The sequence below is a fragment of the Marisediminicola sp. LYQ85 genome (genome assembly GCF_046600695.1).
Classification (GTDB): domain Bacteria; phylum Actinomycetota; class Actinomycetes; order Actinomycetales; family Microbacteriaceae; genus Marisediminicola.
The window spans coordinates 469,854-492,155 of the sequence record NZ_JBKIWO010000001.1; the positions used below are offsets into that span (position 1 = coordinate 469,854).

Genomic DNA, 22,302 nt, shown 5'->3' on the forward strand with positions numbered 1-22,302 from the left:
TCGGGCGCCCTCCGGTGTCAGCGGTGCGCGGCGGTTCGCGAGGCGCGAGCCGCCGCTTCTGCTTCCCGTCGCACGCGGCGTGCCTCATCTGCTGCCGCCGCTTCGCCCGGAGTGGGGGCGGTTCCGCCGAGGTGGCGCGGCTGCCACCACTGCCCGGTGCCGTCGACGGGGTAGCGGGCCTGCAACCCCTCGACGAGCGCGACGATCGTGTCGCGCAGGGTCGCCGTGACGGCCTTGGCGTCGTCGGTCGGCGACACCGTGAGCGGTCGACCGAACGCGAAGTGCACGGGCACACCGAATCGCTCGCGGAATCCGACCCGGTGATTCTTCGTGAGGAGTCGGTGGCCACCCCACACGCCCACGGGCAGAAGCGGAACGCCCGCCTCGGCGGCGAGTCTCGCGGCCCCCGTTTTGAACTCGCGCACGGTGAAGGATGCGCTCACCCCGGCCTCGGGGAAGACTCCGATGAGTTCTCCGCGCCGCAGTGCCGCAACGGCTTCGGTGTAGGCCGACGATCCCGCGGCCATGTCGACGGGGATGTGTCTCATTCCCCGCATGACGCTGCCGACGAGCGGCTTGTGGAAGACCTCTTGCTTGGCCATGAAGCGGATGCGTCGCTTGCGATGCATCCACGTCGTCCACTCGACGAGAGCGAACTCGAGGTAGCCGAAGTGGGTCATGGCGATGACGGCGCCGCCCGTTGCGGGGATGTGGTGCGCCCCCGTCGTGCGGGGCTTGAGACGCCAGAAACCGAACAGACCGCGCCCGGCGAGGATCGCGGTGTCGTAGAGGGGCTCGGTGGTCCTGGCTGTCATAACGACAGGGTAGAGGCGCACCCTGGGCGGCCAGCCGCGCTCACGCGCCCCGTATTCCCCGACCGACATACGCGCGGAATACGACGCGGGCGGTCTCCCGCTAGAGCGGGAAGCGGAGTGTCGCCGCGACGGGCGAGGCGTCGGGGAGGTCGGCCTCGCGCACGGCGCGCACCGTCGCGCCGGAGCGGAGCGCCCGCGACGCGATCTCGTCGATGACGTTGTAGGTGCCCGAGACGTCGTCGCCCGAGCCCGGTTCGGTCAGCAGACCCGACCCGTCGACCATTCCACGCACGTCGGCGTCCATGTCGAAGTGGATCTCCTCGATCGCACCGGCGGTCGCGGCGCGCGCGAGCTCGGCGACGTCGCTCGAGGCCCGCCCCCCGGCACGTCTCGACCCGAAGTCCTCGTTCCACTCGGCGAGCCCGCCGGCATAGTGGGCGTCGAGGATGCCGCGAGCCCGATCGTCGATGTCGTTCGCCGAGAGCGATGACGGGTGGGCGTCGATTCCGCGAGCCAGAAGCGATCGCAGCGTCGAGACGGCACGGTAGGCCGGCTCGAAGTCGTCGGACGCCGCGAGGATCACGGGGGTCGTCGTGGCGCCGATCACCCGACCGACCGCTTCGTCGATGATGCGGCAATAGCGCTGGTGCTCGATCCTCTGACCCGTCGTGCCTTGCGAGCGGGGCATGTCGGCTTGTCCATGATTCTCCGCGTGCTCGAGAACGCTCGACAGGTCGCCGGGGAGCTCGAGCGCGCGCTCACGCGGGCGGGATTCGGCCGAGAGCTCGATGAGACGCACGTCGGCGGGGTTCGCCGTCACCGTGACCACGAAACCGCTGTTCGCGAAGGTGACGGCGCGCAGCAACGGACCGACGTCGAGACGGTCGGCGACGACCACTCTCTCGGCGACGCGGTTGGCTATCCGGAAGACGGAGAATCGGTCGGGCGTCGCGAGGATGGCGAGCGATCGGGACTGGTTCTGCCAGAACTCGAGGTCGTCGTCGAGGCTCTCGAGCGGGTCGATCACCGACGCGACCTCGGTGGCGTCGGCACCGCGCTCGACGAGGGCTTTGCGCACCGTCGACGTCGCGTTCTTGAGGCTCAGTTTCACCGCCGCCGTCTCGCTCGATACGGGGGAGGAGGGGAGATAGACGGTCACGCTCGACGGGTGACGCTCGTCGGCGAGGGTGATGAGTTCTGTGGGCTGAGGTAGATCGACAGGAATCATCGTTCCACGGTAGAACACCGACCCTCGTGTGGCGAGAGTGCCGTTTGCTCTCGAGGCCGAAGTGCTGGAGACTCGGTGATTCCCTCGGCGGCGCGATCGATTCGACGGCGCGCTCGTCATCACCGCGTGAGTCCGTCGACAGCGCCGAGGCCCCGAACATCTCCGACCCCACGCAAGGACACTCAATGCCCCTCACACTGACTGACAACGCGAGCATGATCGTCAAGGCCATCGCCGAGCAGACCGCCGGGACCACGGTCGCCGGCCTCCGCATCAGCCTCGAGCAGGAGACCGCGACCGACTTCGACATCTCGGTCGTACCTGACGCCGAGGACGGCGACACGATCGTCGAGAGCGACGGCGCGCGCGTCTTCCTCGACGTCGCGGCCGCCCAAGTGCTCACCGACGCGGTGCTCGACGCCGAGGTCGACGACGAGGGCTCGGTGCAGTTCTCCGTCGGCACGCAGGACTGACTCCGGCGCAACACGGAAAGGCGAATCGTGACGATAGTGCCCGACGACAAAGACTGGACGTGGGTGCTCTCGGAGCGGTGTCCGGAGTGCGGTTTCGACGCGAGCGTCGTGCCCTTCGCCCACGTGCCGCGGCTCCTGAGAGAGAACGCCGCCGCGTGGCCCGCTCTCCTGCGGTCGACCGACGCCGCGGTGCGACGGGACGCATCCACGTGGTCGACGCTCGAGTACGCCGCCCACGTGCGTGATGTGTGTCGCGTGATGAGCGAGCGCTTGGCGCTCATCCTCGCCGAAGATGCCCCGGTCTTCGCCAACTGGGATCAGGATGCGACGGCGGTCGCCGAGAGATATCACGAGCAGGACCCGGCCACCGTCGCCGTCGAGCTCGTGGTGGCGGCAGAAGAGGCGGCGTCGGCTTTCGGCGCCGTCGGCCCCGAGCAGCTCGACCGGGTCGGCACGCGGTCGAACGGCAGCGTTTTCACGGTCGAGACCCTCGGGATCTATTTCCTCCACGACCCGATCCACCACCTCGCCGACGTCACCGCGCACCGCTCCACGGTCGAGTGAGGTCGTCTGCTAATATCTCAAGGTTGCCGTCCAACGGCCGCGGACAAAGAGAGCTCCCCCATTCCGGGTAGGGCACCGCGCAACGAGCAGAAAGGGGATCCCGTCTATGGCTCTTGAAGCCAGCATCAAGAAGGCGATCATCGAAGAGTACGCAACCCACGAGGGTGACACCGGATCCCCCGAGGTTCAGGTGGCCATGTTGAGCCGCCGAATCAAGGACCTCACCGAGCACCTCAAAGAGCACAAGCACGACCACCACTCGCGTCGTGGCCTGCTTCTGCTCGTCGGACAGCGTCGCCGTCTGCTGGGCTACCTGCAGAACATCGACATCGACCGTTACCGCTCGCTGATCGAGCGCGTGGGTCTGCGCCGCTAGTCGTCGCCAGTCTTGAACGGGCCGTCTCCTTCGGGAGGCGGCCCGTTTGTCGTTTCCGGCGGGTAGGTCACCTAGCGGGAGCGGATCGAGCGGATGGTGCGCAGCACCGCTCGAGCGCCGAGCACGACCTCCATCGCCGCCGCGGGCCTGAACCACACCGATCGCGGCGCGTCGAGCATGCGGCCCTTGACGATGCTCGCGACCGTGATGGCGATCACGGGGGCCGCCCAGGCCGCGAACGTCGCGACGGCGAGCACGCGGCTCGGCTCGTGCCTCACGATGAACCAGGTCCAGAACGCCGTGTCGGCGAGGAAGTCCGCCTGAGTGCCGAACGGGGTCACGGTGCCCGTCGCTCGCGCGAGCTTGCCGTCGGCGAAATCGGTCGCGAGGGAGATCACGGGAAGCGCGGCACCCAAGCGGTGGTCGAGAGCGGGGAGCGTGCCGCGCGCGAGGGTGAGGGCGTTGGGGACACCGAGTGAGGAGCGGTCGCCGAGCATCCCGAGGTGCGTCGCCGCCATGACCCAGCTCGACGCGATCCAGACGAAGCCCCGGCGCCCCGCGATCGCCCCGGCGACGGCGTGGATGAGCGTGGCCTCGGCGAGGGCGCGGGGGTGGAGTCTGGCCTGGTGCACGGATCGTGCCGTCGCGAGCCACACGAACTCGGCCACCGCGCGAGGTCGCCCCCGTCCGTCACGCAGGAGCGCGAGCAGACGATCACTCGCTTCTCTGCTCGGGGCCTCGAGCACCTCGCTCGAGTCCGTGTCCGGCCCGGTGCCCTCGGTCACGCGTTCGGATCGATCGGGGCGGCTTTGGGGCGTGGTTGCGGTCGCCAGGTCGATTTGTCGAGGCCGAGCCACGCGGCCCACACGACGGGGAGGAAGATGTGCAGGATCACGAAGTACCCGCTCTTCTGGAACCCCTTGCCGACGTCGTACGCGGCGATGATGAGCGCGATGACCGCGATGATGTTCACGAGGGGCACGAGCAGAAGCAGGGCCCACCAGCCCTTCATTCCGCCCAGTTCGAAGAGCCTCCAGACGTTGTACACCGGCACGAGGCCGGTCCAATACGGATAGCCCGCTTTCTGCATCACGAAACCGAGGAAGACGCTGAACAGGACGTAGTGTGCGACGGCGTAGACGACCTGCCACGTGAGGATGGTCGACGAGTCGAACTGGGAGAGGTCGTTCATGCAGCCTTCGCCTTGCGCGGGATGGTGAGGAGGGTCGTGACGCTCACGGCGATGAGCAGAGCCGACCCGATGAGCACGAGGGAGGTGATGCCCGCGGCGGGGAGGACGAACATCGCGATGCCCGCGCCGATCGCGATGATCCCGCTAACGAAGCCGAGCCAGCGCGGGATGATCGCGCCCCGCAGTGCCGACATGAAGTCGACGATGCCCTCAGCGATCCAGCCGAAGCCGATGACGACGGCGAGAACGACGAGCGAGTCGAAGGGATTCGCGAGGGCGAGGATGCCGGCGATGATGACGACGAGGCCGAGGAGCCCCGTGAGCCACCGGAGCGGCACGGTGAGGTGATCGGCGACGAGGGCCGCGGTGATGCGGAAGATCCCCGACGCGATGAGGTAGCTGCCGAAGAGCACCGCGACGGTGAGCAGGGTCACGTCGGGGAAGATGAGCCCGATGATGCCGAGGATGAGGCCGATGATCGCGACGGCGATGAGCTGACCGCGATGCACCTTGAGCATGCCGAGGGGTGCTCCGGTGAGGAGAGTGGGGGCGGGGTTCTGTGGCGTCGACATGGCAGTCATTGTCGCACTTCACCCCCGCAGCGGGTCAGCCCCCGCGCCGGAGCGACATTGGGGGCATGCTGGGGGGATGACTGCACCCACGATCGACCTCAACGACGGCCGCGCCATCCCCGCGATCGGTCTCGGAACCTACGGTCTGCGCGGTGACGACGGCACGGCGGCGGTCGTCTCGGCGATCGAGTCGGGCTATCGCCTGCTCGACACGGCCCTCAACTACGAGAACGAGCGCGAGGTGGGCGAGGCGGTGCGCCGCGCGAGCGTCGATCGCGGCGAACTCTTCGTGACGACCAAACTGCCGGGCCGCCACCACGGGTTCGACGAGACCCTCGCGGGCTTCGAGGAGTCGCGCGCCAACCTGGGCCTCGACTACGTCGACCTCTACCTCATCCACTGGCCGAACCCGAGCGTCGACAGGTTCGTCGACTCCTGGCGCGCGATGGTCGAGTTGCGCGAGCAGGGGCTCGCGCGGTCGATCGGGGTGAGCAATTTCACGCCGGCACACCTCGAACGCATCGTCGGGGAGACGGGAGTGACCCCCGCCGTCAACCAGGTCGAGCTTCACCCGCGTTTCGGGCAAGCCGACCTCCGGGCGTTCCACGCCGAGCACGGCATCGTGACGGAGAGCTGGAGTCCGCTCGCGCGGCGCAAGGAGCTCACGGCCGAGCCCGCCGTCGTCGCGATTGCCGACGTACTCGGGGTCACGCCCACGCGCGTCGTGCTGCGCTGGCACATCCAGCTCGGAGCCGTGCCCATCCCGAAGTCGGGCGACGCCGCGCGGCAGCGCGAGAATGTCGACGTCTTCTCGTTCGAGCTCGACGACAGGCAGATGGCGACGATCTCGGGGTTCGAATCCGGCCGCCTCTGGGACGGCGATCCCGACACCCACGAGGAGTTCTGATCTCGACACCGGTCCCGAGCCTCGAACTCAACGACGGGCACCGCATTCCCGCCGTCGGCCTCGGCACGGCGGGCATGCGCCGCGACGCGGGGGTGCAGGCGATCGTCTCGGCACTGCGCGGCGGCTACCGATTGCTCGACACCGCCCTGCGCTACCGCAACGAGCGCGAGGTGGGGGAGGCGCTCGCCGCATCCGTTGTGCCTCGCGACGAGGTCGTCGTCACGACGAAGCTCCGCGGACGACACCACGGGGCGGATGCCGCGAGACGCGGCCTCGAGCTCTCGCTCGCCAACCTGGGCCTCGACCGCATCGACCTCTACCTCATCCACTGGCCTCTTCCGAGGATCGACCGGTACGTCGAGACGTGGCGCTCGATGATCGCGATGCGCGACGAGGGCCTCATCCGGTCGATCGGGGTCAGCAACTTCACCCCGACGCACCTCGACCGACTCGAGCGCGAGACCGGTGTGGTGCCCGCGGTCAACCAGGTCGAGCTGCACCCGCACCTGCCCCAGCGGGGCCAGCGGGAATACCACGCGGCGCACGGCATCGTCACCGAGAGTTGGAGCCCGCTCGGACGAGGGCGCGTGCTCCGCGATCATCCGGTGATCACCGACATCGCCGCCCGGCACGGGGTGACCCCCACCCAGACCGTCCTGCGTTGGCATCACGAGCTCGGGAGCGTCGTGATCCCGAAGTCGCGCAATCCGCAGCGGCAGAGGGAGAACCTCGACCTCTTCGCCTTCTCGCTCGACGACGACGAGGTCGCTGCGATCTCCGCGCTCGAGACCGGCAGGCGGTTGTGGTGGAGCAACCCCGACCGTCATCACGAGTTCTGACGGGGAGTGCTGGCAGAATCGACGGATGACAGTGACACGCTCCGCCTCCACCGGATTCGCCGCGATGACGATCGGCGGTTCGCGATGAACCCGTCGACGAAGTGGTCCCTCGGGGGAGTGATCGGCCTCGTCGTGCTCGCTCTCCTCGTGTGGTTCGTCCTCGACGCCGTGTTCGGCGTCGTCTTCTTCCTCGTGCGTGTCGTCGTGCTCGTCATCGTCGTCGGGATCGCCGCGATCATCCTGCGCCGTCTCTTCACCCGGAGCCGCGGCGACCGATGACGACACGGGGTGTGTCGCGCGGACCGCATCCACAGATAGCCCTGCCAGGCTGATCGGATGTTCCGCCGCCACCCACTCCTCAGCCTCGCGACGTTCGCGTATCTCGGGTTCGTCGCGTGGATGACTCTCGGCCCGCAGCCCCTCGACGCGGGCAACAGCTCGCTCCTGTGGCGCGCGCTCGCCGTCTTCTCGCGCTACGAGGAGACCGACTGGATCACCTACCAGCGCGTCGAGTTCACGGCCAACGTGGGCATGTTCATCCCCATCGGCATGTTCTTCCTGCTCCTGTTCGGGCGCCGCCTGTGGCTCCTCGCGATCGCCGCGGGGGTGCTCCTGACCTGCTCTATCGAGTTCGTTCAGATGTTCCTCCCGACGAGGGTGTCCGACGTGAGCGACATCATCGCGAACTCCGCGGGCACCGTCGTCGGCGTCGTCTTCGTACTCATCGTCACGACTCCGGCCGCTCGGCGGGCGCGACGGGCCGAGGCGGGGCGCCTCGCCGCACGCGCGGCCGCCCGCCCCGAGACCCGCGCTCGATCGCGCGTCTGACACCGGCGCGCGACGTGACCGACTCGACCTTCGTCAAGCGGCGCCCCGGCGCCCCCGACGACTTCTTCGCCGCCGAAGCGGCCGGGCTCGCGTGGCTCGCCGAGGCTCCCGGCGCTCGCGTCGTCGGAGTCGTCGAGGTCTCGCGAGAGAGCATCGAGCTCGACCGCATCGTCGAGACGCGACCGACCGCCGAGGCCGCGCGGCGGTTCGGTGCCGCGCTCGCGCGCACGCACGCATCCGGGGCTCCCGCCTACGGCGCGGCTCCGGCGGGCTATCCGGGCTCTCTCTACATCGGTCGGCGAGCGATGCCGAGTGCCGCGGATGCCTCGTGGGGCGGGTTCTACGCCCGGGATCGGGTTCTGCCGTTCCTGTCGATCGCTCGCGCGGCGGGGTCGCTCGACGCCGAGGGCGAGCGCGTCGTGCGGGCCGCGTGCGACATCGTCGCCGACGGCCGCTTCGACGACGTCACCGAGTCACCGGCCCGGCTCCACGGCGACCTCTGGAGCGGCAACGTGCTGTGGGCTGCCGACGGCGTCGTGCTCATCGACCCGGCAGCGCACGGAGGCCATCGAGAGACCGACCTCGCGATGCTCGCCCTCTTCGGTTGCCCGTTCCTCGAGACGATCATCGAGGGGTATGACGCCGAGGCGCCGCTCCGGGAGGGGTGGCGCGAGCGCGTTCCGCTGCACCAACTGCATCCGCTCGCCGTGCACGCCGCCGGCCACGGCGAGCACTACGGCGTCGCCCTCGTGAGCGCGGCGCGGAGAGTGCTCGACTCGGCAGGGTGAGTCGCGCCCGACGGGGCGACACGCCCTGCTGGTAGTCTTTCGAGTGGTCACCGCGAGGTGATCGCACAACTCAACAGCTTCCGACGCGGCCAGGCCGGGTCGGAGACGCACGGAGCAGGCCGGCAAGACGCTGGTCATCGGTGGTGAATTACTGGGTGAGGCCGAGCGGCCTCCGGACCAGTGACTTTCTACTGTTGGCCAGACATGCGCACCACTTCGGGTCGCCGCACGTGCACGAGTCCGCCCCGCGGGCACCGTGCCATCGAACCCGCTCCTGCTCCTGCACCGCCGCATCCACACGGGATAGCGGTGCGTCCCGGTGCCGCTCGCGACCAGCGCGAGTGGCCGGGCGGAGATTGGCTCAGCCAAAAAAGAGGAGAAAAACCCTATGGAGGGTCCAGAAATCAAGTTCGCCGAAGCCGTTCTCGACAACGGCAAGTTCGGCACGAGGACGGTCCGGTTCGAGACCGGTCGCCTCGCACAGCAGTCGCAGGGCGCGGTCGCCGCGTACCTCGACGAAGACACCATGCTGCTGAGCGCCACGAGCGCCGGCAAGCACCCGAAAGACAACTTCGACTTCTTCCCGCTCACGGTCGACGTCGAAGAGCGCTCCTACGCGGCAGGCAAGATCCCCGGATCGTTCTTCCGCCGCGAAGGTCGTCCCTCGACCGAGGCGATCCTCGTGTGCCGTCTCATCGACCGGCCGCTGCGCCCGTCGTTCGTCGACGGCCTCCGCAACGAGGTCCAGATCGTCATCACCGTTCTGAGCATCGCTCCCGGTGAGTTCTACGACGCCCTCGCGATCAACGCCGCATCGGCGTCGACGCAGATCTCGGGTCTCCCGTTCAGCGGCCCGATCGGTGGCATCCGCCTCGCCCTCATCGACGGCCAGTGGGTCGCCTTCCCGACGTTCGAGCAGCTCGAGCGTGCCGTCTTCGACCTCACGGTCGCCGGCCGACTCGTCACCGACGACCAGGGCAACGAGGATGTCGCGATCATGATGGTCGAGGCCGAAGCGACCGAGCACGCCTGGGGTCTCATCCAGGGTGGAGCGACGAAGCCCGACGAAGCCATCGTGGCTCAGGGACTCGAGGCGTCGAAGCCGTTCCTCACGCAGCTCATCAAGGCCCAGTCGGAGATGGCGGCCCAGTCGGCCAAGCCCGTCGCCGACTACCCGGTCTTCCTGCCCTACACGCAGGCCGCCTACGACGCGGTCGCCGAGCTCGCCTACGACGAGCTCGTGGGTATCTACCAGATCGCCGCCAAGACCGAGCGCCAGAACGCCGACGACGCCCTCAAGGAGCGCGTCAAGGCGCAGATCCTCGAGAAGGTCGAAGCGGGTCAGCTCGGGGGAGACATCCCCCCGATGGTGAGCGCGGCCTACAAGTCGGTCACCAAGACCGTCGTGCGCGGACGCATCCTCACCGAAGGTGTGCGCATGGACGGCCGCGGCCTCGCCGACATCCGACCGCTCGACGCCGAGGTGCAGGTCATCCCCCGCGTTCACGGTTCGGCGATCTTCCAGCGCGGGGAGACCCAGATCCTGGGTGTCACGACGCTCAACATGCTCAAAATGGAGCAGCAGATCGACAGCCTCGCGCCGGTCACCAAGAAGCGCTACATGCACCACTACAACTTCCCGCCGTACTCGACGGGTGAGACCGGTCGTGTGGGCAGCCCGAAGCGTCGCGAGATCGGGCACGGCTTCCTCGCCGAGCGCGCCCTCGTTCCGGTTCTCCCCGACCGCCAAGAGTTCCCGTACGCCATCCGCCAGGTCTCCGAGGCTCTCGGCTCCAACGGATCGACGTCGATGGGCTCCGTGTGCGCGTCGACCCTCTCGCTCCTCAACGCCGGTGTGCCGCTGCGCGCCCCGGTCGCCGGAATCGCGATGGGTCTCGTGACCGACGTCGTCGACGGGCAGACGCGCTACGCGGCTCTCACCGACATCCTCGGTGCGGAAGACGCCCTCGGTGACATGGACTTCAAGGTCGCCGGCACGTCGGAGTTCGTCACGGCCATCCAGCTCGACACGAAGCTCGACGGCATCCCCTCGGCCGTGCTCGACGGTGCGCTCAAGCAAGCGAAAGAGGCCCGCACGGCCATCCTCGCGGTGCTCAACGCGGCGATCGACGCTCCAGACGAGATGGCCCCGACCGCGCCCCGCGTGATCTCGGTGCAGATCCCCGTCGACAAGATCGGTGAGCTCATCGGCCCCAAGGGCAAGACGATCAACCAGATCCAGGACGACACGGGAGCCGACATCTCGATCGAAGACGACGGAACCGTCTACATCGGTGCCGTCGACGGACCGTCGGCCGACGCCGCTCGCGCCGCCGTCAACGCGATCGCGAACCCGCTCAACCCCGAGGTCGGCGAGAGGTTCCTCGGAACCGTCGTCAAGATCGCGCCGTTCGGTGCGTTCGTGTCGCTCACCCCGGGCAAGGACGGCCTGCTCCACATCAGCGAGGTGCGCAAACTCGCCGGTGGCAAGCGCGTCGAGAACGTCGAAGACGTGCTCGGTGTCGGCCAGAAGATCCAGGTCGAGATCACCAAGGTCGACGACCGCGGAAAGCTCTCGCTCGCTCCCGTCATGGAGGAGAACGCCGGTGACGACACCGACGGCGCCCCCGTGGCATCCGACGCAGGTTCGTCGGAGAGCTAGAGCGCACAGGTCTGCCGGAGGCCGCTCGCCAGCGCTCCGGTAAGACGGAAGAGCCCGTCCCACTTCGGTGGGGCGGGCTCTTCTGCGTCCGGACCGGATTGACCGCGCATGAGCCCGTTCCACTTCGGTGGGGCGGGCTCTTCTGCGTCCGGACCGGATTGACCGCGCATGAGCCCGTTCCACTTCGGTGGGGCGGGCTCTTCTGCGTCCGGAGTCACAGCGCGCCCGGGATACCCTGAATCGGTGAAACCGTTCCTGCTGCTCGCGACTCGCGCCGAGGATGCCGCTGCCGACGGTGAATACGCCGCCTTCCTCGAGGCGGGAGGCCTCGAGCCACCCGAACTCGTGAGGGTGCGCCTCGAGTCACAGCCGCTGCCCGACCTCGACCTCGACGACTATTCGGGGATCGTCGTCGGGGGGAGCCCGTTCAACGCGAGCGACCCGGTCGAGTCGAAGAGCGCCGTGCAGCGCCGCGTCGAGCGCGAACTCGACGCGCTCCTCGACACCGTCGTGGCGACCGACTTCCCCTTCCTCGGGGCCTGCTACGGCGTCGGTCTGCTCGGCACGCACCAGAACGGCACCGTCGACCGGCAGTGGCCCGAGCCCGTCGGTCCCACGCGCGTGACCGTGACCCCCGACGGTCTCGACGACGGCATCTTCGACGGCCTCGGGTCGCAGTTCGACGCGTTCGTCGGGCACAAGGAGGCGTGCGCGGTGCTGCCGGCGGGAGCGACGCTCCTCGCGACGGGAACGGCGTGCCCGATCCAGGCGTTCCGGATCAAGAGCAACGTCTACGCGACCCAGTTCCATCCGGAACTGACCGTCACGGGCATCGTCGAGCGCATCCGCGTATACCGCGACTACGGCTACTTCGCCCCCGACGAGATGGACGATCTCATCCAGTCGATCGAGAGTGCGCCGTTCGACGGTCCGAGCGGTCTGGTCCGCTCGTTCGTCGAGCGATACGCCCGCTGATCAGCTCGCGGCGCCGCTGTCGATGAGGCCGTCGCGCACCTTCTTGCGCAGCACCTTGCCGATGAGCGAGGTGGGCAACTCGTCGAGTTCGACGACGCGCTTCGGAACCTTGTATGCCGCGAGGTGCTCGCGGCAGTGGTCGCGAACGGCACTCTCGTCGAGCGGGCTCGAGCCGTCGAGCACGACGGCGGCGACGACATCCTCGCTCCCGTCGGGACGGGGGATGCCCACGACCGCGGCGTCGCGCACGCCCGGGGCTTGACGCACGGTGCTCTCGACCTCCGACGGCGAGACGTTGAAGCCTCCCGTGATGATGAGTTCTTTGATGCGGTCGACGATCGTGACGAAGCCGTCACCGTCGACCGTCACGATGTCGCCCGTGCGGAACCAGCCTCCGGGCAGAAGCACCTCGCCGGTCTCGTCGGGCCGGCGCCAGTATCCCTGGAACACCTGCGGACCCTTGAGGAGTAGTTCGCCCTTCTCGCCCGGGGTGACATCATCGGTCGGCGACTCGGGGTCGACGACGCGCATGAGCGTGCTCGGAAACGGCACACCCACGGTGCCGGGGCGCCTCGTCGGGCCGATCGGGTTGCCGAGGGCCACGGGCGAGGTCTCGGTGAGGCCGTATCCCTCCACAAGGTAGCCGCCGGTGACGGCCTCCCAGGTGTCGACGGTCGTCACGGGAAGTGTCATCGCACCGGAGATCGAGAATCGCACGCTGCGCAGGTCGACCTTCTTCTCTGTCGCCGCTGCCGCGAGCCTCTCGTAGATCGGCGGCACCGCGGGCAGGAACGTCGGCGGATGCTTGCGTGCCGCCGTGAGAACGAGGTCCACGTCGAAGCGGGGGAACAGCACGAGCCTCGCACCGATGCTCATGGCGAAGGTGACGCACAGGGTGAGGCCGTACGCGTGGAACATGGGGAGCACGGCGTAGACCGTCTCCTCGCCGGGGGTGAGCCCCGGAACCCAGGCCCGGCCCTGCGCGGCGTTGGCCACGAGGTTGGCGTGCGTGAGCATGGCGCCCTTGGGGTGCCCGGTGGTTCCACTCGTGTACTGCAGCACCGCGAGGTCGTCGACGGCGGGGCGGGGGTGGCGCTTCGACAGCTGGCGTGCGCTCGTGAGGGTCTCCCACGAGGTCGTCCCCTTGGCGGCGCCGGTCAGTGCGGATCGCGCCTCGCGAGCCTTCGGAACGGGGAGACGCAACTTGAGGCGCATCGAGAACGGCATCGACCTCGTGAGGTCCACCGAAATCACGGTGTCGAAGGCGATGTCGGCGGGGAGCGTCTGCAGGCGAGCCGCGACCTTGTCCCACGCGATCACGATCTTCGCCCCGTGGTCTTCGAACTGGTGACGCATCTCGCGATCGGTGTAGAGCGGGTTGTGCTCGACGACGACGGCCCCGAGCCTCAGCACCGCGTAGAACGCGACGATGTGCTGGGGGCAATTGGGCAGCACGAGGGCGACGCGGTCTCCCGCGGTCACGCCGACGCGGCGGAGGCCTTCTGCCGCTCGCGAGATCTGCTCGCCGAGTTCACCGTAGCTCGTCTCGGCACCGAAGAACTCGAGCGCCGGCCGCTTCGCGTAGCGCGTGGTCGAGTCGGTGATGACGTCGACGAGGGTCTCGGTGACGGGGGCGATGTGGTGCGGCACGCCGTCGGCATACTGCGAGGTCCAGGGAGTGGCGGTCGGCGCGGTCATGGGTCAAGACGTTACCGCCTCGCGGTGCGGGTTCGGCCGTGAAGAAGACCCGGCCATATGTTGCCCGACGCATACACGCGCGTGCGGGCGCGGGCGGGATTCCGCGGGCGATAGGCGTGTCGCAACTCTCATCCTCTGGTCGAGCGTCACACTTCGAGGAACCAATGGCGGTGGACAGACGACGGGGGACGACGGATGGCGCGACACAGGGCACACCGGATGCGTCGGTCGACGCGCGCTCGGCACCGCGGGCACGGGCGCGTGCGGCGGTCGGTCGATCGCGGGGTGCACGCTGCCCTGATCTCGGCCGCTGCGGCCGTGATCGTGCTGACGATGTATGCGAGCGATCCCGGGGCTCACGCTCGCGTCTGATCACTCGGATCACTGTGCCTCGGTAGACCCCGTGTCAATGCCTATCAGGGCTGTATCTGCGGTACGTAGTGTTCGAAGAGAAAATCGGAGACCGGCATGACGACCATCCCTTCGGCGCCTGCCGAGCCCACGCGCGCGACGACGATCGCGCCCCTCACCGACGCGGCGACGCGAGACCTCACGCGCGGCTCGACGACTCCGTCGCGCCGCGCCGGGCGCTACCCACTCGCACTCGACGGGAGCATCTTCGGCTGGGTCGCCGGTGCCGAGCAGACCGGAGAGGTCCTCGACGGATTCGCCCGAGCCGGCGGCTCCATCGTGAGCACGGCCGACCACTATGCGGGCGGCCGCAGCGAGATCATGATCGGGCACTGGATCGACACTGTCGCCGACCGCTCGTCGATCGTGGTCGCAACGAAGGTCGGCAAGCATCCGGACTACCCCGTCACCGACGCGCCGAGCCTGCTCGCGGCCGTCGACGCGAGTCTCGTGCGTTTGCGCACCGACCGGATCGACGTGCTGTCGTTCGACGGAGACCTTCCGGGCATCACGGTCGACGACCTCGTCGACGCCGCCCACGTGCTCGCGTCGAAGGGTCGTGTCGGCCGGTTCTCGGCGTCATCGCTCTCGGACGCCCGATTCGACCGGATCGACGGCGCTCTGCGCGCCGCGGGTCTCGCGGGGTTCGAGGCGGTGTTCAGCGAATACAGCCTCGTGCGCCGCGAGCCGTTCGAGTCACACCTCGCACCCCTCGTGCGCGACAGGGCTCTCGACAGTTTCGCGCGACTGCCGCTCGCCGGCGGCTTCCTCACGGGGGCGTACCGTTCGCGCACCGACCTCCCCGACTCGCCCATGTTCGTCGGCGCGCTCGACCACGTCGGGCGCAAGGGCAAGAGGGTGCTCTCGGAGGTCGAGTCGATCGCCGACGAGCTCGGAACGACTGCGGGAGCCGTCGCGCTCGCGTGGGTCGTGGGGGCAGCGGACATGACGTTCGCCGTCGTGAGAGCCAAGGATCTCGCTCAACTCGATGGCCACGTATCCGCCCTCGCCGTCGACCTCACGAGACACCACCGACGTCGCCTCGATCGCGCCTCGGCCTGACCATCGGCCGGGCCGCGAACGGTTCGGTCGACACGCGCATAACGATTGAGCCTCCTGCCGAGCGCGGCCCTGCCGCTCCCGTAATGTCGACCACAATAGGGCCGCCGGCGCGGTGCCTTCACCCGAACATCGAGCTCAGGAACCCGGAATGACCAACGCACCGCCCCCGGCCCTCCCGCTCGCGCGCCGTCGCGCGGCGGATGCCGGGCTCCGTGACCGCGCGGTGATCGCGGCGCGCACCGTCATCCCGACGCCCGGTCCTCCTCCTGCGACCGGTCCCATCGTTCTCCGGCGTCGCACCATCGGGTCGACCGACCTCGTCGTCTATCCCCTCGCCCTGAGCGGCAACGTGTTCGGCTGGACGGCCGACGACGAATCCACGGGAGGCATCCTCGACGCCTACCGCGATTTCGGCGGCAACTTCATCGACACGGCCGACTCCTACGCCGCGGGTCGCAGCGAGATCATGATCGGCAACTGGATGCGACGTCGGCGCAATCGCGACGACATCGTCCTGGCGACCAAGGTCGGCAAGAGCGCCGACAATCCCGGTGTGACGCAAGAGGCGATCACCCGATCGGTCACGGCGTCCCTCGAACGACTGCGGTGCGACCACATCGACCTCCTCTACCTGCACACCGACGACAGTACGGTCGCGTTCGAGGAGACCCTCCTCGCCGTCGACGCGCTCGTCACGGCGGGCAAAGTGCGGCACTTCGGGCTGTCCGACCACTCGAGCAACAGGCTCATCGAGGCGCGGGTCATCACGGCCCAGATGGGAGTCGCCCCCGTCGCCGCCGTGCAGACGAGGTACAACCTCCTGCACCGATCCGACTACGAGGGCACCGTCGCGAGACTCGCGGGGCACCTGGGTCTCGGCGTCATGCCGAGATTCGCCCTCGCGAGCGGCTTCCTCTCGGGCAAATACCGCACGCGGGGCGACGTGGCGCGATCACGCCGGCAGGGAGACATCTCGAGGTATCTGAGCAAGCGGGGGCTGAGAACAGTCGCGGCACTCGAGGCGGTCGCGCGCGAGCATCACGTCGCCGCGGCGACCATCGCGATCGCGTGGTTGCTCAGCAAACCCCTCGTCGTCGCACCGGTCGCGAGCGCGAGCAGCCCCGATCAGATCGCCGATCTCATGGCGGCATCGTCCGTGCAGCTCACGCGCCACCAGGTGGCGCTGCTCGACGGAGCGTCGAGGTAGCCGGTCGCCGAACCCCGCGGAGCGATCCCGCGGTTGCGACGGGTCAGTCGGGGATGTCGGCGAGCACGCGCTCGACGTTGCGAACGAGGGCGGCCGACGCGGCGATCGCGTCTCCCGCGTAGCCCCCGCTCATCGCGCCGTCGCGTGCGAGCAGCAGTTCGTCGGCGGCATCCCCGGGGAGCGGATGGCCGGCGTCGCGAACGAGGTCGGTGAGTGTGGTGCTGTACCAATCGCGATGGTCTTCGATGATCCGGCGCACGGTCGATGAGGGATCCGGAAACTCGGCGGCCGCGTTGAGAAAGCTGCAGCCCCGAAAATCCGGGGATCCGATCTGCGTCGAGATCATCGCGGCGATGGCCCGGATGCGCTCGACCGGAGGCATCGCCTGGAGAGAGGCCGCCGTCTCGCGGATGCGCTCGTGGCGCCCCCTGAGGTATTCGGCGATGACGGTGTCTTTCGAGCCGTAGTGCTTGTAGAACGTCGCCTTCGTGACAGCGGACTCGCTGATGAGCCTGTCGATACCGACGGCGCGGATGCCCTCGCTGTAGAAGAGTCGGTCCGCGGTGTCGAGGATTCGTTTTTTGGCTCCCGGCCCGTGCGGCACATTGAGAGCGTCTGCGGGGGCCGTCCCGTCGAGGGCACGCTGCGCGGTCGGATTCGAATCGACGACCGGCACAGCGTGGCTCCCTCAAACAGGTTGTCCTCAAACAGCCTTGAGGAAGCACACCGGGCCCCGCGGGGGAACGGGGACCGGTGTTTGCGAACACGTTCGCGGTGGTGCTGCGCACCACGTCGGGGGGCGGGTGGTGCGATGGATACGTTAGCATAAAACGGGACAGACAACTCTGTTTGTCCCCTTCTTTTTCTCACGGCTCGATCAGGCGGACCGGGTGCGAGTCGGTCGCCTCCCGTAGGCTCGGACCGATGAACGGCGCAGTGCAATTCCCCCTCGGCCTCGCCGACCTGTCTTTCACCGCCTCGGGAGACGCCCTCGTGCGCCGCACCGTGCTCCCGAGCGGTGTCCGAATCGTGAGTGAGCGTGTTCCCGGCGCGCGGAGCGCCACGATCGGATTCTGGGTCGCCGTCGGTTCGCGAGACGAAGAGCCCGCGACATTTGGATCGACGCACTTCCTCGAGCACTTGCTCTTCAAAGGCACGACGAGCCGCTCCGCGCTCGACATCGCGGTGAGCTTCGACGCGGTCGGCGGCGAGCACAACGCGATGACCGGCAAGGAATACACCTGCTACTACGCCAAGGTCCAGGATCGCGACCTCCCCATGGCCGTCGAGGTCATCGGCGACATGCTGACGTCGTCGGTTCTCGACCGCGACGAGTTCGAGACCGAGCGCGGCGTCATCCTCGAAGAGCTCGCCATGGCAGACGACGACCCCGCGGATGTCGCGAGCGAGCGATTGTTCGAGGCGGTCTTCGGCGAGCACCCCCTCGGGCGCCCCATCGGCGGCACTCCCGACACGATCGAAGAGGCGACGAGAGACGCGGTCTGGGAGCACTATCGCGCCAACTATCGCGCGGAAGACCTCGTCATCACCGTCGCCGGTGCCGTCGACCACGACGAGCTCGTGCGCGGAGTCGAGTCGGCTCTCACCTCGGCGGGGTGGTCGCTCACTCTCGAGGCTGCTCCCGTCGAGCGACGCGCCGCGGGAGCCGAGCGGGTCGAGCGGGGCAGTCCGCTCGTCATCGTCGATCGACCGGTCGAGCAGGCGAACGTGCTCTTCGGTGTCGTCGGTCTGCCCTCGGCCCACCCCGACCGCTCGACGATGGCCGTTCTCAATTCCGCATTCGGGGGCGGCATGTCGTCGCGGCTCTTCCAGGAGGTCCGCGAGAAGCGCGGTCTCGCCTACTCCGTCTACTCGTTCTCACCGAGCTACTCCGATACCGGACTCTTCGGCATCTACGCGGGTTGCGCACCGACGAAGCTCGAAGAGGTCTCCGACATCGTCATGACCGAACTCGAGACGCTCGCGAGCGGAGGCATCTCCCGCGACGAACTCGACCGGGCCGTCGGTCAATTGAGCGGGGCATCCGCTCTCGCCCTCGAAGACAGCGACACGAGGATGTCGCGGCTCGGGCGTGCCGAGATCACGCTCGGGGAGTTCGTCGACCTCGATGAGTCGCTGCGTCGACTCTCCCTCGTCACGACGGACTCTGTCGCGAGCCTCGCAGCCGATCTGGCCTCGCGACCCCTCTCGGTCGCCGCGGTCGGCACGATCGATGCGGCGTCACTCGATCGCTTCGCCGAGAGGGAGTGACCCCCGATGCCGCACTTCCTCTACCTCGTCCGCCACGGTGAACAGCAGGATGCCGAGCACGGGCTGCCGGACGGTCCCCTCTCGGAGCGGGGCAAACGCCAGGCGAAGGCGATAGCGCAGCGCTTGAGCGGCGTTCCCTTCACGGGCGCGTGGCACTCGCCGCTCGACGGGGCGACCGAGACCGCGCAGATCTTCCAATCGACGCTTCCGAGCCTCGACGTCCAGCCCTCGGCGCTCCTCTTCGACTGCATCCCCTCGGGGCCCACGCCCGACATGCCGAGCGCCTTCAAACCGTTCTTCGGTTCGGTGACCGAGGCGCAGATCGAAGCGGGCCAAGCTCAAATGGCGGATGCCGCGCTCGAATGGCTCGCGCCGTCGCGCGAAGACCGCCACGACCTCCTCATCACCCACAATTTCGTCATCGCGTGGTTCGTGCGCGAGGTGTTCGAGGCCCCCGCGTGGCGGTGGATGGGAACCAATCAGGCCAACGGCGGGCTCACGATCATCCGCGTGCGGTCGGTGAAGTCACCCGAGCTCATCACGCACAACGACCTCGCCCACTTGCCGGCCGAGATGCGCACGGGCCTGCCCGTCGCGCAGTCCCTCTGATCCCCGTCCTCCCTGATCGCCCGCGCCCATCGCACGTGCGACGTCGGGTCACTCGAGTTCGGTCGTGAGGTTCTTCGCGAACCAGTGGGTCGCGTTCGAGTTGTCGTTGTACGCCGCGATCTCGACGTAGCCGTTGCTGCGATAGAGACCTCCCGCGGCCTGCAGCGTGGCGTTCGTGTCGAGCACGATCTCGCTCGCCCCGAAGGCCCGCGCGCGCGCCTCGAGCTCGTCGAGCAGGAGCCGGCCCACGCCCCGCCCGCGCACGTGCGGTTGAACCCACAGGTGCTTGACCTCGAAGCGCGTCACCCCGGCACCGTGCTGCAGCAGACGGATGCCTCCGCACCCGACATCCGCAGCCTCGCCCGCGAGGTCCTCACCCTCGACGATGAGGAACACGCCGTGCGGGGGAGTGAAATCGTCTGGCGACGGGAACACGGTGTTGTACGTTCCGAGATCGGCGGGGAACGACTCGGCTCTGCTCGAGAAATACTCGGTGAGCAACGCGAGGGCCGCGTCATCTGCCACCGATGCGGTGCGGAAACTGACCATCCTCCAACCCTAGGGTGCTCGCTCTCCGTCGACGTCGAGCACCGCCCGGTAGATTGACCGGATGACAACGAAAGTCGCCGTCGTCGGCGCGACAGGCAAACTCGGCCAACTCGTCTCGCAGATCGTGCGCTCGGCGGACGACTTCGAACTCGTCGCCGAACTCGATTCCCAGGCCGAACTGACCGACATGCTCGGGGCGGACGTCGCGGTCGACGTGACCCTCCCCGGGGTGAGCCCGGGTGTCGTCGAGTTCGCGGTCGCCCACGGCATCAACGTGCTCGTCGGCACGAGCGGGTGGACGAGCGAGCGGATCGTCTCCCTCGAGAACCGCATCACCGGCACGCTCGCGGTCGGTGTCGTCATCATCCCCAACTTCTCGATCGGCTCGGTGCTCGCGACGACCTTCGCGACCATGGCGGCGCGCTTCTACGACTCCATCGAGATCGTCGAGGGCCACCACTCGTCCAAGATCGACTCGCCGTCGGGCACGGCCGTGCGCACCGCCGAGCTCATGGGCATGTCGCGGGCAGAGCTCGGCCCCGTCGCCGCGCCGCACACCGATCAGCGCGCCCGAGGCCAGCAGGTGTCGAGCATTCCCATCCACAGCTTGCGCATGCACGGCGTCGTCGCTCGGCAAGACGTGATTTTCGGGGGGAACGGCGAAGTGCTGACGCTCCGGCACGAGACCCTCGCCCCGAGTTCCTACGAGGCGGGGATCCTCCTCGCACTGCGTGCCGCGCGCACCGCGCGCGGCGTGACCGTCGGGCTCGACAAACTCATCGACCTCAACCCGGCGCCGTGAGAGGTCTCGCCGGAGCGGTCGTCATGACCGCTCTCCTCGGGCTCTACCTCGTCGTCGTCGCGCAACTCGCGGTGCGGTTGCTCATCGTCGACGAACCCGTGTCTCGGGGGATCGGGGTCGCGCTGCTCGTGCTGCCCCTCCTCGGTGCGTGGGCCCTCGTCGCCGAGATACTCTTCGGCATCCGCAGTCAGCGTCTCGGGTCGCTCGTCGACGCGGAAGGCGACATCCCGGCGGCCGACGTGCCCCGTCGGCCGAGCGGTCGGCCCGTTCGGAGCGCGGCCGAGGCGGAGTTCCCGCGCTACAAGGCAGCGGTCGAGGCGGCACCGGATGACTGGATGACGTGGTTCAGGCTCGGACTCTCCTACGACGCGTGCGGTGATCGCCGCCGTGCCCGCGGGGCCATCCGACGCGCGATCGCCGTCGAGCGCTCGTCACGCTAGCCGCTACCTCTTCGACACGAGGGCGTCGATGGCCGCCGCGACGGTCTGGTGACGGAACACGAAGCCGTCGTCGGTGAGTCTCTGGGGCACGGCCCGTTGACTCACGAGAAGGAGCTGGCGCCCGGCCTCGCCCATGACGGTCGAGATCACGAAGCGGGGGAGCACGAAGAGGTGCGGCCGGCGCAACCGCCGGGCGAGTGCGCGCGTCATCATCTCGAACGTCGACGGCACGGGACCCACGAGGTTGACCGCCCCCTCGATCTCCGAGGTGAGCAGGTGTCGGATGGCTGCGGCTTCGTCGTGGAGGCTGATCCACGGCAGATTCTGCGCGCCCGACGCGATGCGAGACCCGAGACCGAACTTCGTGAGGAGCAGGAGGGGTTTCATGCCCCCGCCGTCGCCGATGACGAAACCGGTGCGGAAGGTCACCACGCGAGTCGCGGCCGCCGCGATCTGCGCCGCGGACTCCCACTGCTCCACGACGTCCGCGAGAAAACCGCGGCCACGGGTCGACTCCTCGGTGAGCAGCTCACCGGGGCGATCGCCGTAGATGCCCACGGCCGACGCCGAGAGGAACACCGACGGAGGTTGCGTCGACCGGGCTATCGCGGTCGCGAGGGTGGAGGTCGTGAGTACTCGGGATTCGAGGATGGCTGCGCGATAGTCCCGCGTCCAGGGGATGCGCCCGAGGGAGGCGCCCGAGAGGCTGATGACCGCGTCGACGGAGTCGAGGGCGCCCGGGGCGATCGTGCCCGCGCGCGGTGACCACGTGAACTCGCCCGGGGCTGTCGCCTCGCGACGCACGAGCGTGCGCACCTCGTAGCCGTCGGCCCGCAACTGGGTGACGAGCTCGGTGCCGATGAGTCCGGATGCGCCCGCCACGAGGATCGTGAGCGGGGCGCTGTTCGACGCTGGTGTGGTCGCGGTCATGTCGTGCCCTTCGTTGGGACTTCAGCTTAGGGTTCGAGGCTGGGCGGGCCGGCGAGGGCGGGGCGCACGAGTCATCCGTCGCCGGTATCGTGATGTCGTGCCTG

At 68.5% G+C, this 22,302-nt stretch carries 25 protein-coding genes; 16 read left to right on the forward strand and 9 right to left on the reverse strand.

Going from position 1 to position 22,302, the window contains the following annotated elements:
* Positions 1-17: 17 nt before the first annotated feature.
* Positions 18-815 carry a lysophospholipid acyltransferase family protein gene (locus tag ACLHG5_RS02180; RefSeq protein WP_411317734.1) on the reverse strand — a complete coding sequence of 266 codons (798 nt, stop codon included), beginning with the start codon at positions 813-815 and terminating at the stop codon, positions 18-20.
* Between the two features lie 100 nt (positions 816-915).
* Positions 916-2,043 (reverse strand): hypothetical protein, encoded by a 1,128-nt coding sequence (locus ACLHG5_RS02185; protein ID WP_411315830.1) that lies wholly within the window; start codon positions 2,041-2,043, stop codon positions 916-918.
* Positions 2,044-2,228: 185 nt separating this feature from the next.
* Between ACLHG5_RS02185 and ACLHG5_RS02190 the strand changes: the two genes are divergently transcribed.
* From ACLHG5_RS02190 to rpsO, 3 genes are all read left to right on the forward strand, one after another.
* Complete coding sequence (locus tag ACLHG5_RS02190) at positions 2,229-2,516, forward strand: Fe-S cluster assembly protein HesB (protein ID WP_411315829.1); 288 nt, start codon at positions 2,229-2,231, stop codon at positions 2,514-2,516.
* A 27-nt stretch (positions 2,517-2,543) separates the two neighbouring features.
* Positions 2,544-3,080 carry a DinB family protein gene (locus ACLHG5_RS02195; RefSeq protein WP_411317735.1) on the forward strand — a complete coding sequence of 179 codons (537 nt, stop codon included), beginning with the start codon at positions 2,544-2,546 and terminating at the stop codon, positions 3,078-3,080.
* Positions 3,081-3,186: 106 nt separating this feature from the next.
* Entirely contained in the window at positions 3,187-3,456 is a 270-nt protein-coding gene (gene rpsO, locus ACLHG5_RS02200) for a 30S ribosomal protein S15 (protein WP_411315827.1), read from the forward strand.
* A 71-nt stretch (positions 3,457-3,527) separates the two neighbouring features.
* Here the strand turns inward: rpsO and ACLHG5_RS02205 are convergent, their stop codons facing one another.
* From ACLHG5_RS02205 to ACLHG5_RS02215, 3 genes are read right to left on the reverse strand one after another with little or no spacing between them, the layout of a single operon-like run.
* On the reverse strand, positions 3,528-4,241 hold the full coding sequence (locus tag ACLHG5_RS02205) for a CDP-alcohol phosphatidyltransferase family protein (protein WP_411315826.1): 714 nt from the start codon (positions 4,239-4,241) through the stop codon (positions 3,528-3,530).
* Entirely contained in the window at positions 4,238-4,648 is a 411-nt protein-coding gene (locus tag ACLHG5_RS02210) for a DUF5684 domain-containing protein (RefSeq protein WP_411315825.1), read from the reverse strand. Before ACLHG5_RS02210 ends, ACLHG5_RS02205 begins: the two co-directional genes overlap by 4 nt.
* Positions 4,645-5,220, reverse strand: a complete 576-nt coding sequence (locus ACLHG5_RS02215; protein WP_411315824.1) for an HdeD family acid-resistance protein — start codon at positions 5,218-5,220, stop codon at positions 4,645-4,647. Before ACLHG5_RS02215 ends, ACLHG5_RS02210 begins: the two co-directional genes overlap by 4 nt.
* Positions 5,221-5,296: 76 nt before the next feature.
* Here ACLHG5_RS02215 and ACLHG5_RS02220 point away from each other — a divergent pair, with 76 nt between their 5' ends.
* From ACLHG5_RS02220 to ACLHG5_RS02250, 7 genes are all read left to right on the forward strand, one after another.
* Positions 5,297-6,127 carry an aldo/keto reductase gene (locus tag ACLHG5_RS02220; RefSeq protein WP_411317736.1) on the forward strand — a complete coding sequence of 277 codons (831 nt, stop codon included), beginning with the start codon at positions 5,297-5,299 and terminating at the stop codon, positions 6,125-6,127.
* Complete coding sequence (locus ACLHG5_RS02225; RefSeq protein ID WP_411318397.1) at positions 6,127-6,966, forward strand: aldo/keto reductase; 840 nt, start codon at positions 6,127-6,129, stop codon at positions 6,964-6,966. Before ACLHG5_RS02220 ends, ACLHG5_RS02225 begins: the two co-directional genes overlap by 1 nt.
* A gap of 84 nt (positions 6,967-7,050) precedes the next feature.
* Positions 7,051-7,245, forward strand: coding sequence for a hypothetical protein (locus ACLHG5_RS02230; protein ID WP_411315821.1), 195 nt, complete (start codon positions 7,051-7,053; stop codon positions 7,243-7,245).
* A 57-nt stretch (positions 7,246-7,302) separates the two neighbouring features.
* On the forward strand, positions 7,303-7,794 hold the full coding sequence (locus ACLHG5_RS02235; protein ID WP_411315820.1) for a VanZ family protein: 492 nt from the start codon (positions 7,303-7,305) through the stop codon (positions 7,792-7,794).
* Positions 7,795-7,808: 14 nt separating this feature from the next.
* Positions 7,809-8,582: a fructosamine kinase family protein gene (locus ACLHG5_RS02240; RefSeq protein ID WP_411317737.1), complete on the forward strand. Its 774-nt coding sequence runs from the start codon at positions 7,809-7,811 to the stop codon at positions 8,580-8,582.
* Positions 8,583-8,970: 388 nt separating this feature from the next.
* Positions 8,971-11,244 (forward strand): polyribonucleotide nucleotidyltransferase, encoded by a 2,274-nt coding sequence (locus tag ACLHG5_RS02245; protein WP_411315817.1) that lies wholly within the window; start codon positions 8,971-8,973, stop codon positions 11,242-11,244.
* A gap of 243 nt (positions 11,245-11,487) precedes the next feature.
* Positions 11,488-12,219, forward strand: coding sequence for a glutamine amidotransferase (locus ACLHG5_RS02250; RefSeq protein WP_411317738.1), 732 nt, complete (start codon positions 11,488-11,490; stop codon positions 12,217-12,219).
* Here the strand turns inward: ACLHG5_RS02250 and ACLHG5_RS02255 are convergent, their stop codons facing one another.
* Positions 12,220-13,917, reverse strand: coding sequence for a long-chain-fatty-acid--CoA ligase (locus ACLHG5_RS02255; RefSeq protein WP_411317739.1), 1,698 nt, complete (start codon positions 13,915-13,917; stop codon positions 12,220-12,222). It abuts the gene before it with no gap.
* A gap of 468 nt (positions 13,918-14,385) precedes the next feature.
* On the opposite strand from ACLHG5_RS02255, the gene ACLHG5_RS02260 reads away from it, so the two are divergent.
* Positions 14,386-15,390, forward strand: coding sequence for an aldo/keto reductase (locus tag ACLHG5_RS02260; RefSeq protein ID WP_411317740.1), 1,005 nt, complete (start codon positions 14,386-14,388; stop codon positions 15,388-15,390).
* 148 nt (positions 15,391-15,538) lie between these two features.
* A complete protein-coding gene (locus ACLHG5_RS02265; RefSeq protein ID WP_411315811.1) occupies positions 15,539-16,597 on the forward strand; it encodes an aldo/keto reductase in 1,059 nt (352 codons plus the stop codon).
* Between the two features lie 43 nt (positions 16,598-16,640).
* Here ACLHG5_RS02265 and ACLHG5_RS02270 read toward each other — a convergent pair whose 3' ends face one another.
* Positions 16,641-17,273: a TetR/AcrR family transcriptional regulator gene (locus ACLHG5_RS02270; protein ID WP_411315809.1), complete on the reverse strand. Its 633-nt coding sequence runs from the start codon at positions 17,271-17,273 to the stop codon at positions 16,641-16,643.
* A 248-nt stretch (positions 17,274-17,521) separates the two neighbouring features.
* Between ACLHG5_RS02270 and ACLHG5_RS02275 the strand changes: the two genes are divergently transcribed.
* Together ACLHG5_RS02275 and ACLHG5_RS02280 are read left to right on the forward strand one after the other, a co-directional pair.
* Entirely contained in the window at positions 17,522-18,868 is a 1,347-nt protein-coding gene (locus tag ACLHG5_RS02275) for a M16 family metallopeptidase (protein ID WP_411317741.1), read from the forward strand.
* 6 nt (positions 18,869-18,874) lie between these two features.
* Positions 18,875-19,477: a histidine phosphatase family protein gene (locus tag ACLHG5_RS02280; RefSeq protein WP_411315807.1), complete on the forward strand. Its 603-nt coding sequence runs from the start codon at positions 18,875-18,877 to the stop codon at positions 19,475-19,477.
* Positions 19,478-19,525: 48 nt separating this feature from the next.
* Here ACLHG5_RS02280 and ACLHG5_RS02285 read toward each other — a convergent pair whose 3' ends face one another.
* The gene (locus tag ACLHG5_RS02285) at positions 19,526-20,026 is read right to left on the reverse strand and encodes a GNAT family N-acetyltransferase (protein ID WP_411315806.1); all 501 of its coding nucleotides are present in this window, start codon (positions 20,024-20,026) and stop codon (positions 19,526-19,528) included.
* A gap of 61 nt (positions 20,027-20,087) precedes the next feature.
* Between ACLHG5_RS02285 and dapB the strand changes: the two genes are divergently transcribed.
* A complete protein-coding gene (gene dapB / locus ACLHG5_RS02290; RefSeq protein ID WP_411315805.1) occupies positions 20,088-20,828 on the forward strand; it encodes a 4-hydroxy-tetrahydrodipicolinate reductase in 741 nt (246 codons plus the stop codon).
* 23 nt (positions 20,829-20,851) lie between these two features.
* Positions 20,852-21,268, forward strand: coding sequence for a hypothetical protein (locus tag ACLHG5_RS02295; protein WP_411315804.1), 417 nt, complete (start codon positions 20,852-20,854; stop codon positions 21,266-21,268).
* A 3-nt stretch (positions 21,269-21,271) separates the two neighbouring features.
* Here the strand turns inward: ACLHG5_RS02295 and ACLHG5_RS02300 are convergent, their stop codons facing one another.
* The gene (locus ACLHG5_RS02300) at positions 21,272-22,198 is read right to left on the reverse strand and encodes a TIGR01777 family oxidoreductase (protein WP_411317742.1); all 927 of its coding nucleotides are present in this window, start codon (positions 22,196-22,198) and stop codon (positions 21,272-21,274) included.
* Positions 22,199-22,302: the final 104 nt, after the last annotated feature.

Coding starts and splice junctions, on each gene's coding strand:
- ACLHG5_RS02180 (WP_411317734.1), bottom strand. CDS start 815: ATGACAGCCAGGACCACCGAGCCCCTCTACGACACCGCGATCCTCGCC.
- ACLHG5_RS02185 (WP_411315830.1), bottom strand. CDS start 2,043: ATGATTCCTGTCGATCTACCTCAGCCCACAGAACTCATCACCCTCGCC.
- ACLHG5_RS02190 (WP_411315829.1), top strand. CDS start 2,229: ATGCCCCTCACACTGACTGACAACGCGAGCATGATCGTCAAGGCCATC.
- rpsO (WP_411315827.1), top strand. CDS start 3,187: ATGGCTCTTGAAGCCAGCATCAAGAAGGCGATCATCGAAGAGTACGCA.
- ACLHG5_RS02210 (WP_411315825.1), bottom strand. CDS start 4,648: ATGAACGACCTCTCCCAGTTCGACTCGTCGACCATCCTCACGTGGCAG.
- ACLHG5_RS02215 (WP_411315824.1), bottom strand. CDS start 5,220: ATGTCGACGCCACAGAACCCCGCCCCCACTCTCCTCACCGGAGCACCC.
- ACLHG5_RS02220 (WP_411317736.1), top strand. CDS start 5,297: ATGACTGCACCCACGATCGACCTCAACGACGGCCGCGCCATCCCCGCG.
- ACLHG5_RS02230 (WP_411315821.1), top strand. CDS start 7,051: ATGAACCCGTCGACGAAGTGGTCCCTCGGGGGAGTGATCGGCCTCGTC.
- ACLHG5_RS02235 (WP_411315820.1), top strand. CDS start 7,303: ATGTTCCGCCGCCACCCACTCCTCAGCCTCGCGACGTTCGCGTATCTC.
- ACLHG5_RS02245 (WP_411315817.1), top strand. CDS start 8,971: ATGGAGGGTCCAGAAATCAAGTTCGCCGAAGCCGTTCTCGACAACGGC.
- ACLHG5_RS02255 (WP_411317739.1), bottom strand. CDS start 13,917: ATGACCGCGCCGACCGCCACTCCCTGGACCTCGCAGTATGCCGACGGC.
- ACLHG5_RS02260 (WP_411317740.1), top strand. CDS start 14,386: ATGACGACCATCCCTTCGGCGCCTGCCGAGCCCACGCGCGCGACGACG.
- ACLHG5_RS02265 (WP_411315811.1), top strand. CDS start 15,539: ATGACCAACGCACCGCCCCCGGCCCTCCCGCTCGCGCGCCGTCGCGCG.
- ACLHG5_RS02275 (WP_411317741.1), top strand. CDS start 17,522: ATGAACGGCGCAGTGCAATTCCCCCTCGGCCTCGCCGACCTGTCTTTC.
- ACLHG5_RS02280 (WP_411315807.1), top strand. CDS start 18,875: ATGCCGCACTTCCTCTACCTCGTCCGCCACGGTGAACAGCAGGATGCC.
- ACLHG5_RS02285 (WP_411315806.1), bottom strand. CDS start 20,026: ATGGTCAGTTTCCGCACCGCATCGGTGGCAGATGACGCGGCCCTCGCG.
- dapB (WP_411315805.1), top strand. CDS start 20,088: ATGACAACGAAAGTCGCCGTCGTCGGCGCGACAGGCAAACTCGGCCAA.
- ACLHG5_RS02295 (WP_411315804.1), top strand. CDS start 20,852: ATGACCGCTCTCCTCGGGCTCTACCTCGTCGTCGTCGCGCAACTCGCG.
- ACLHG5_RS02300 (WP_411317742.1), bottom strand. CDS start 22,198: ATGACCGCGACCACACCAGCGTCGAACAGCGCCCCGCTCACGATCCTC.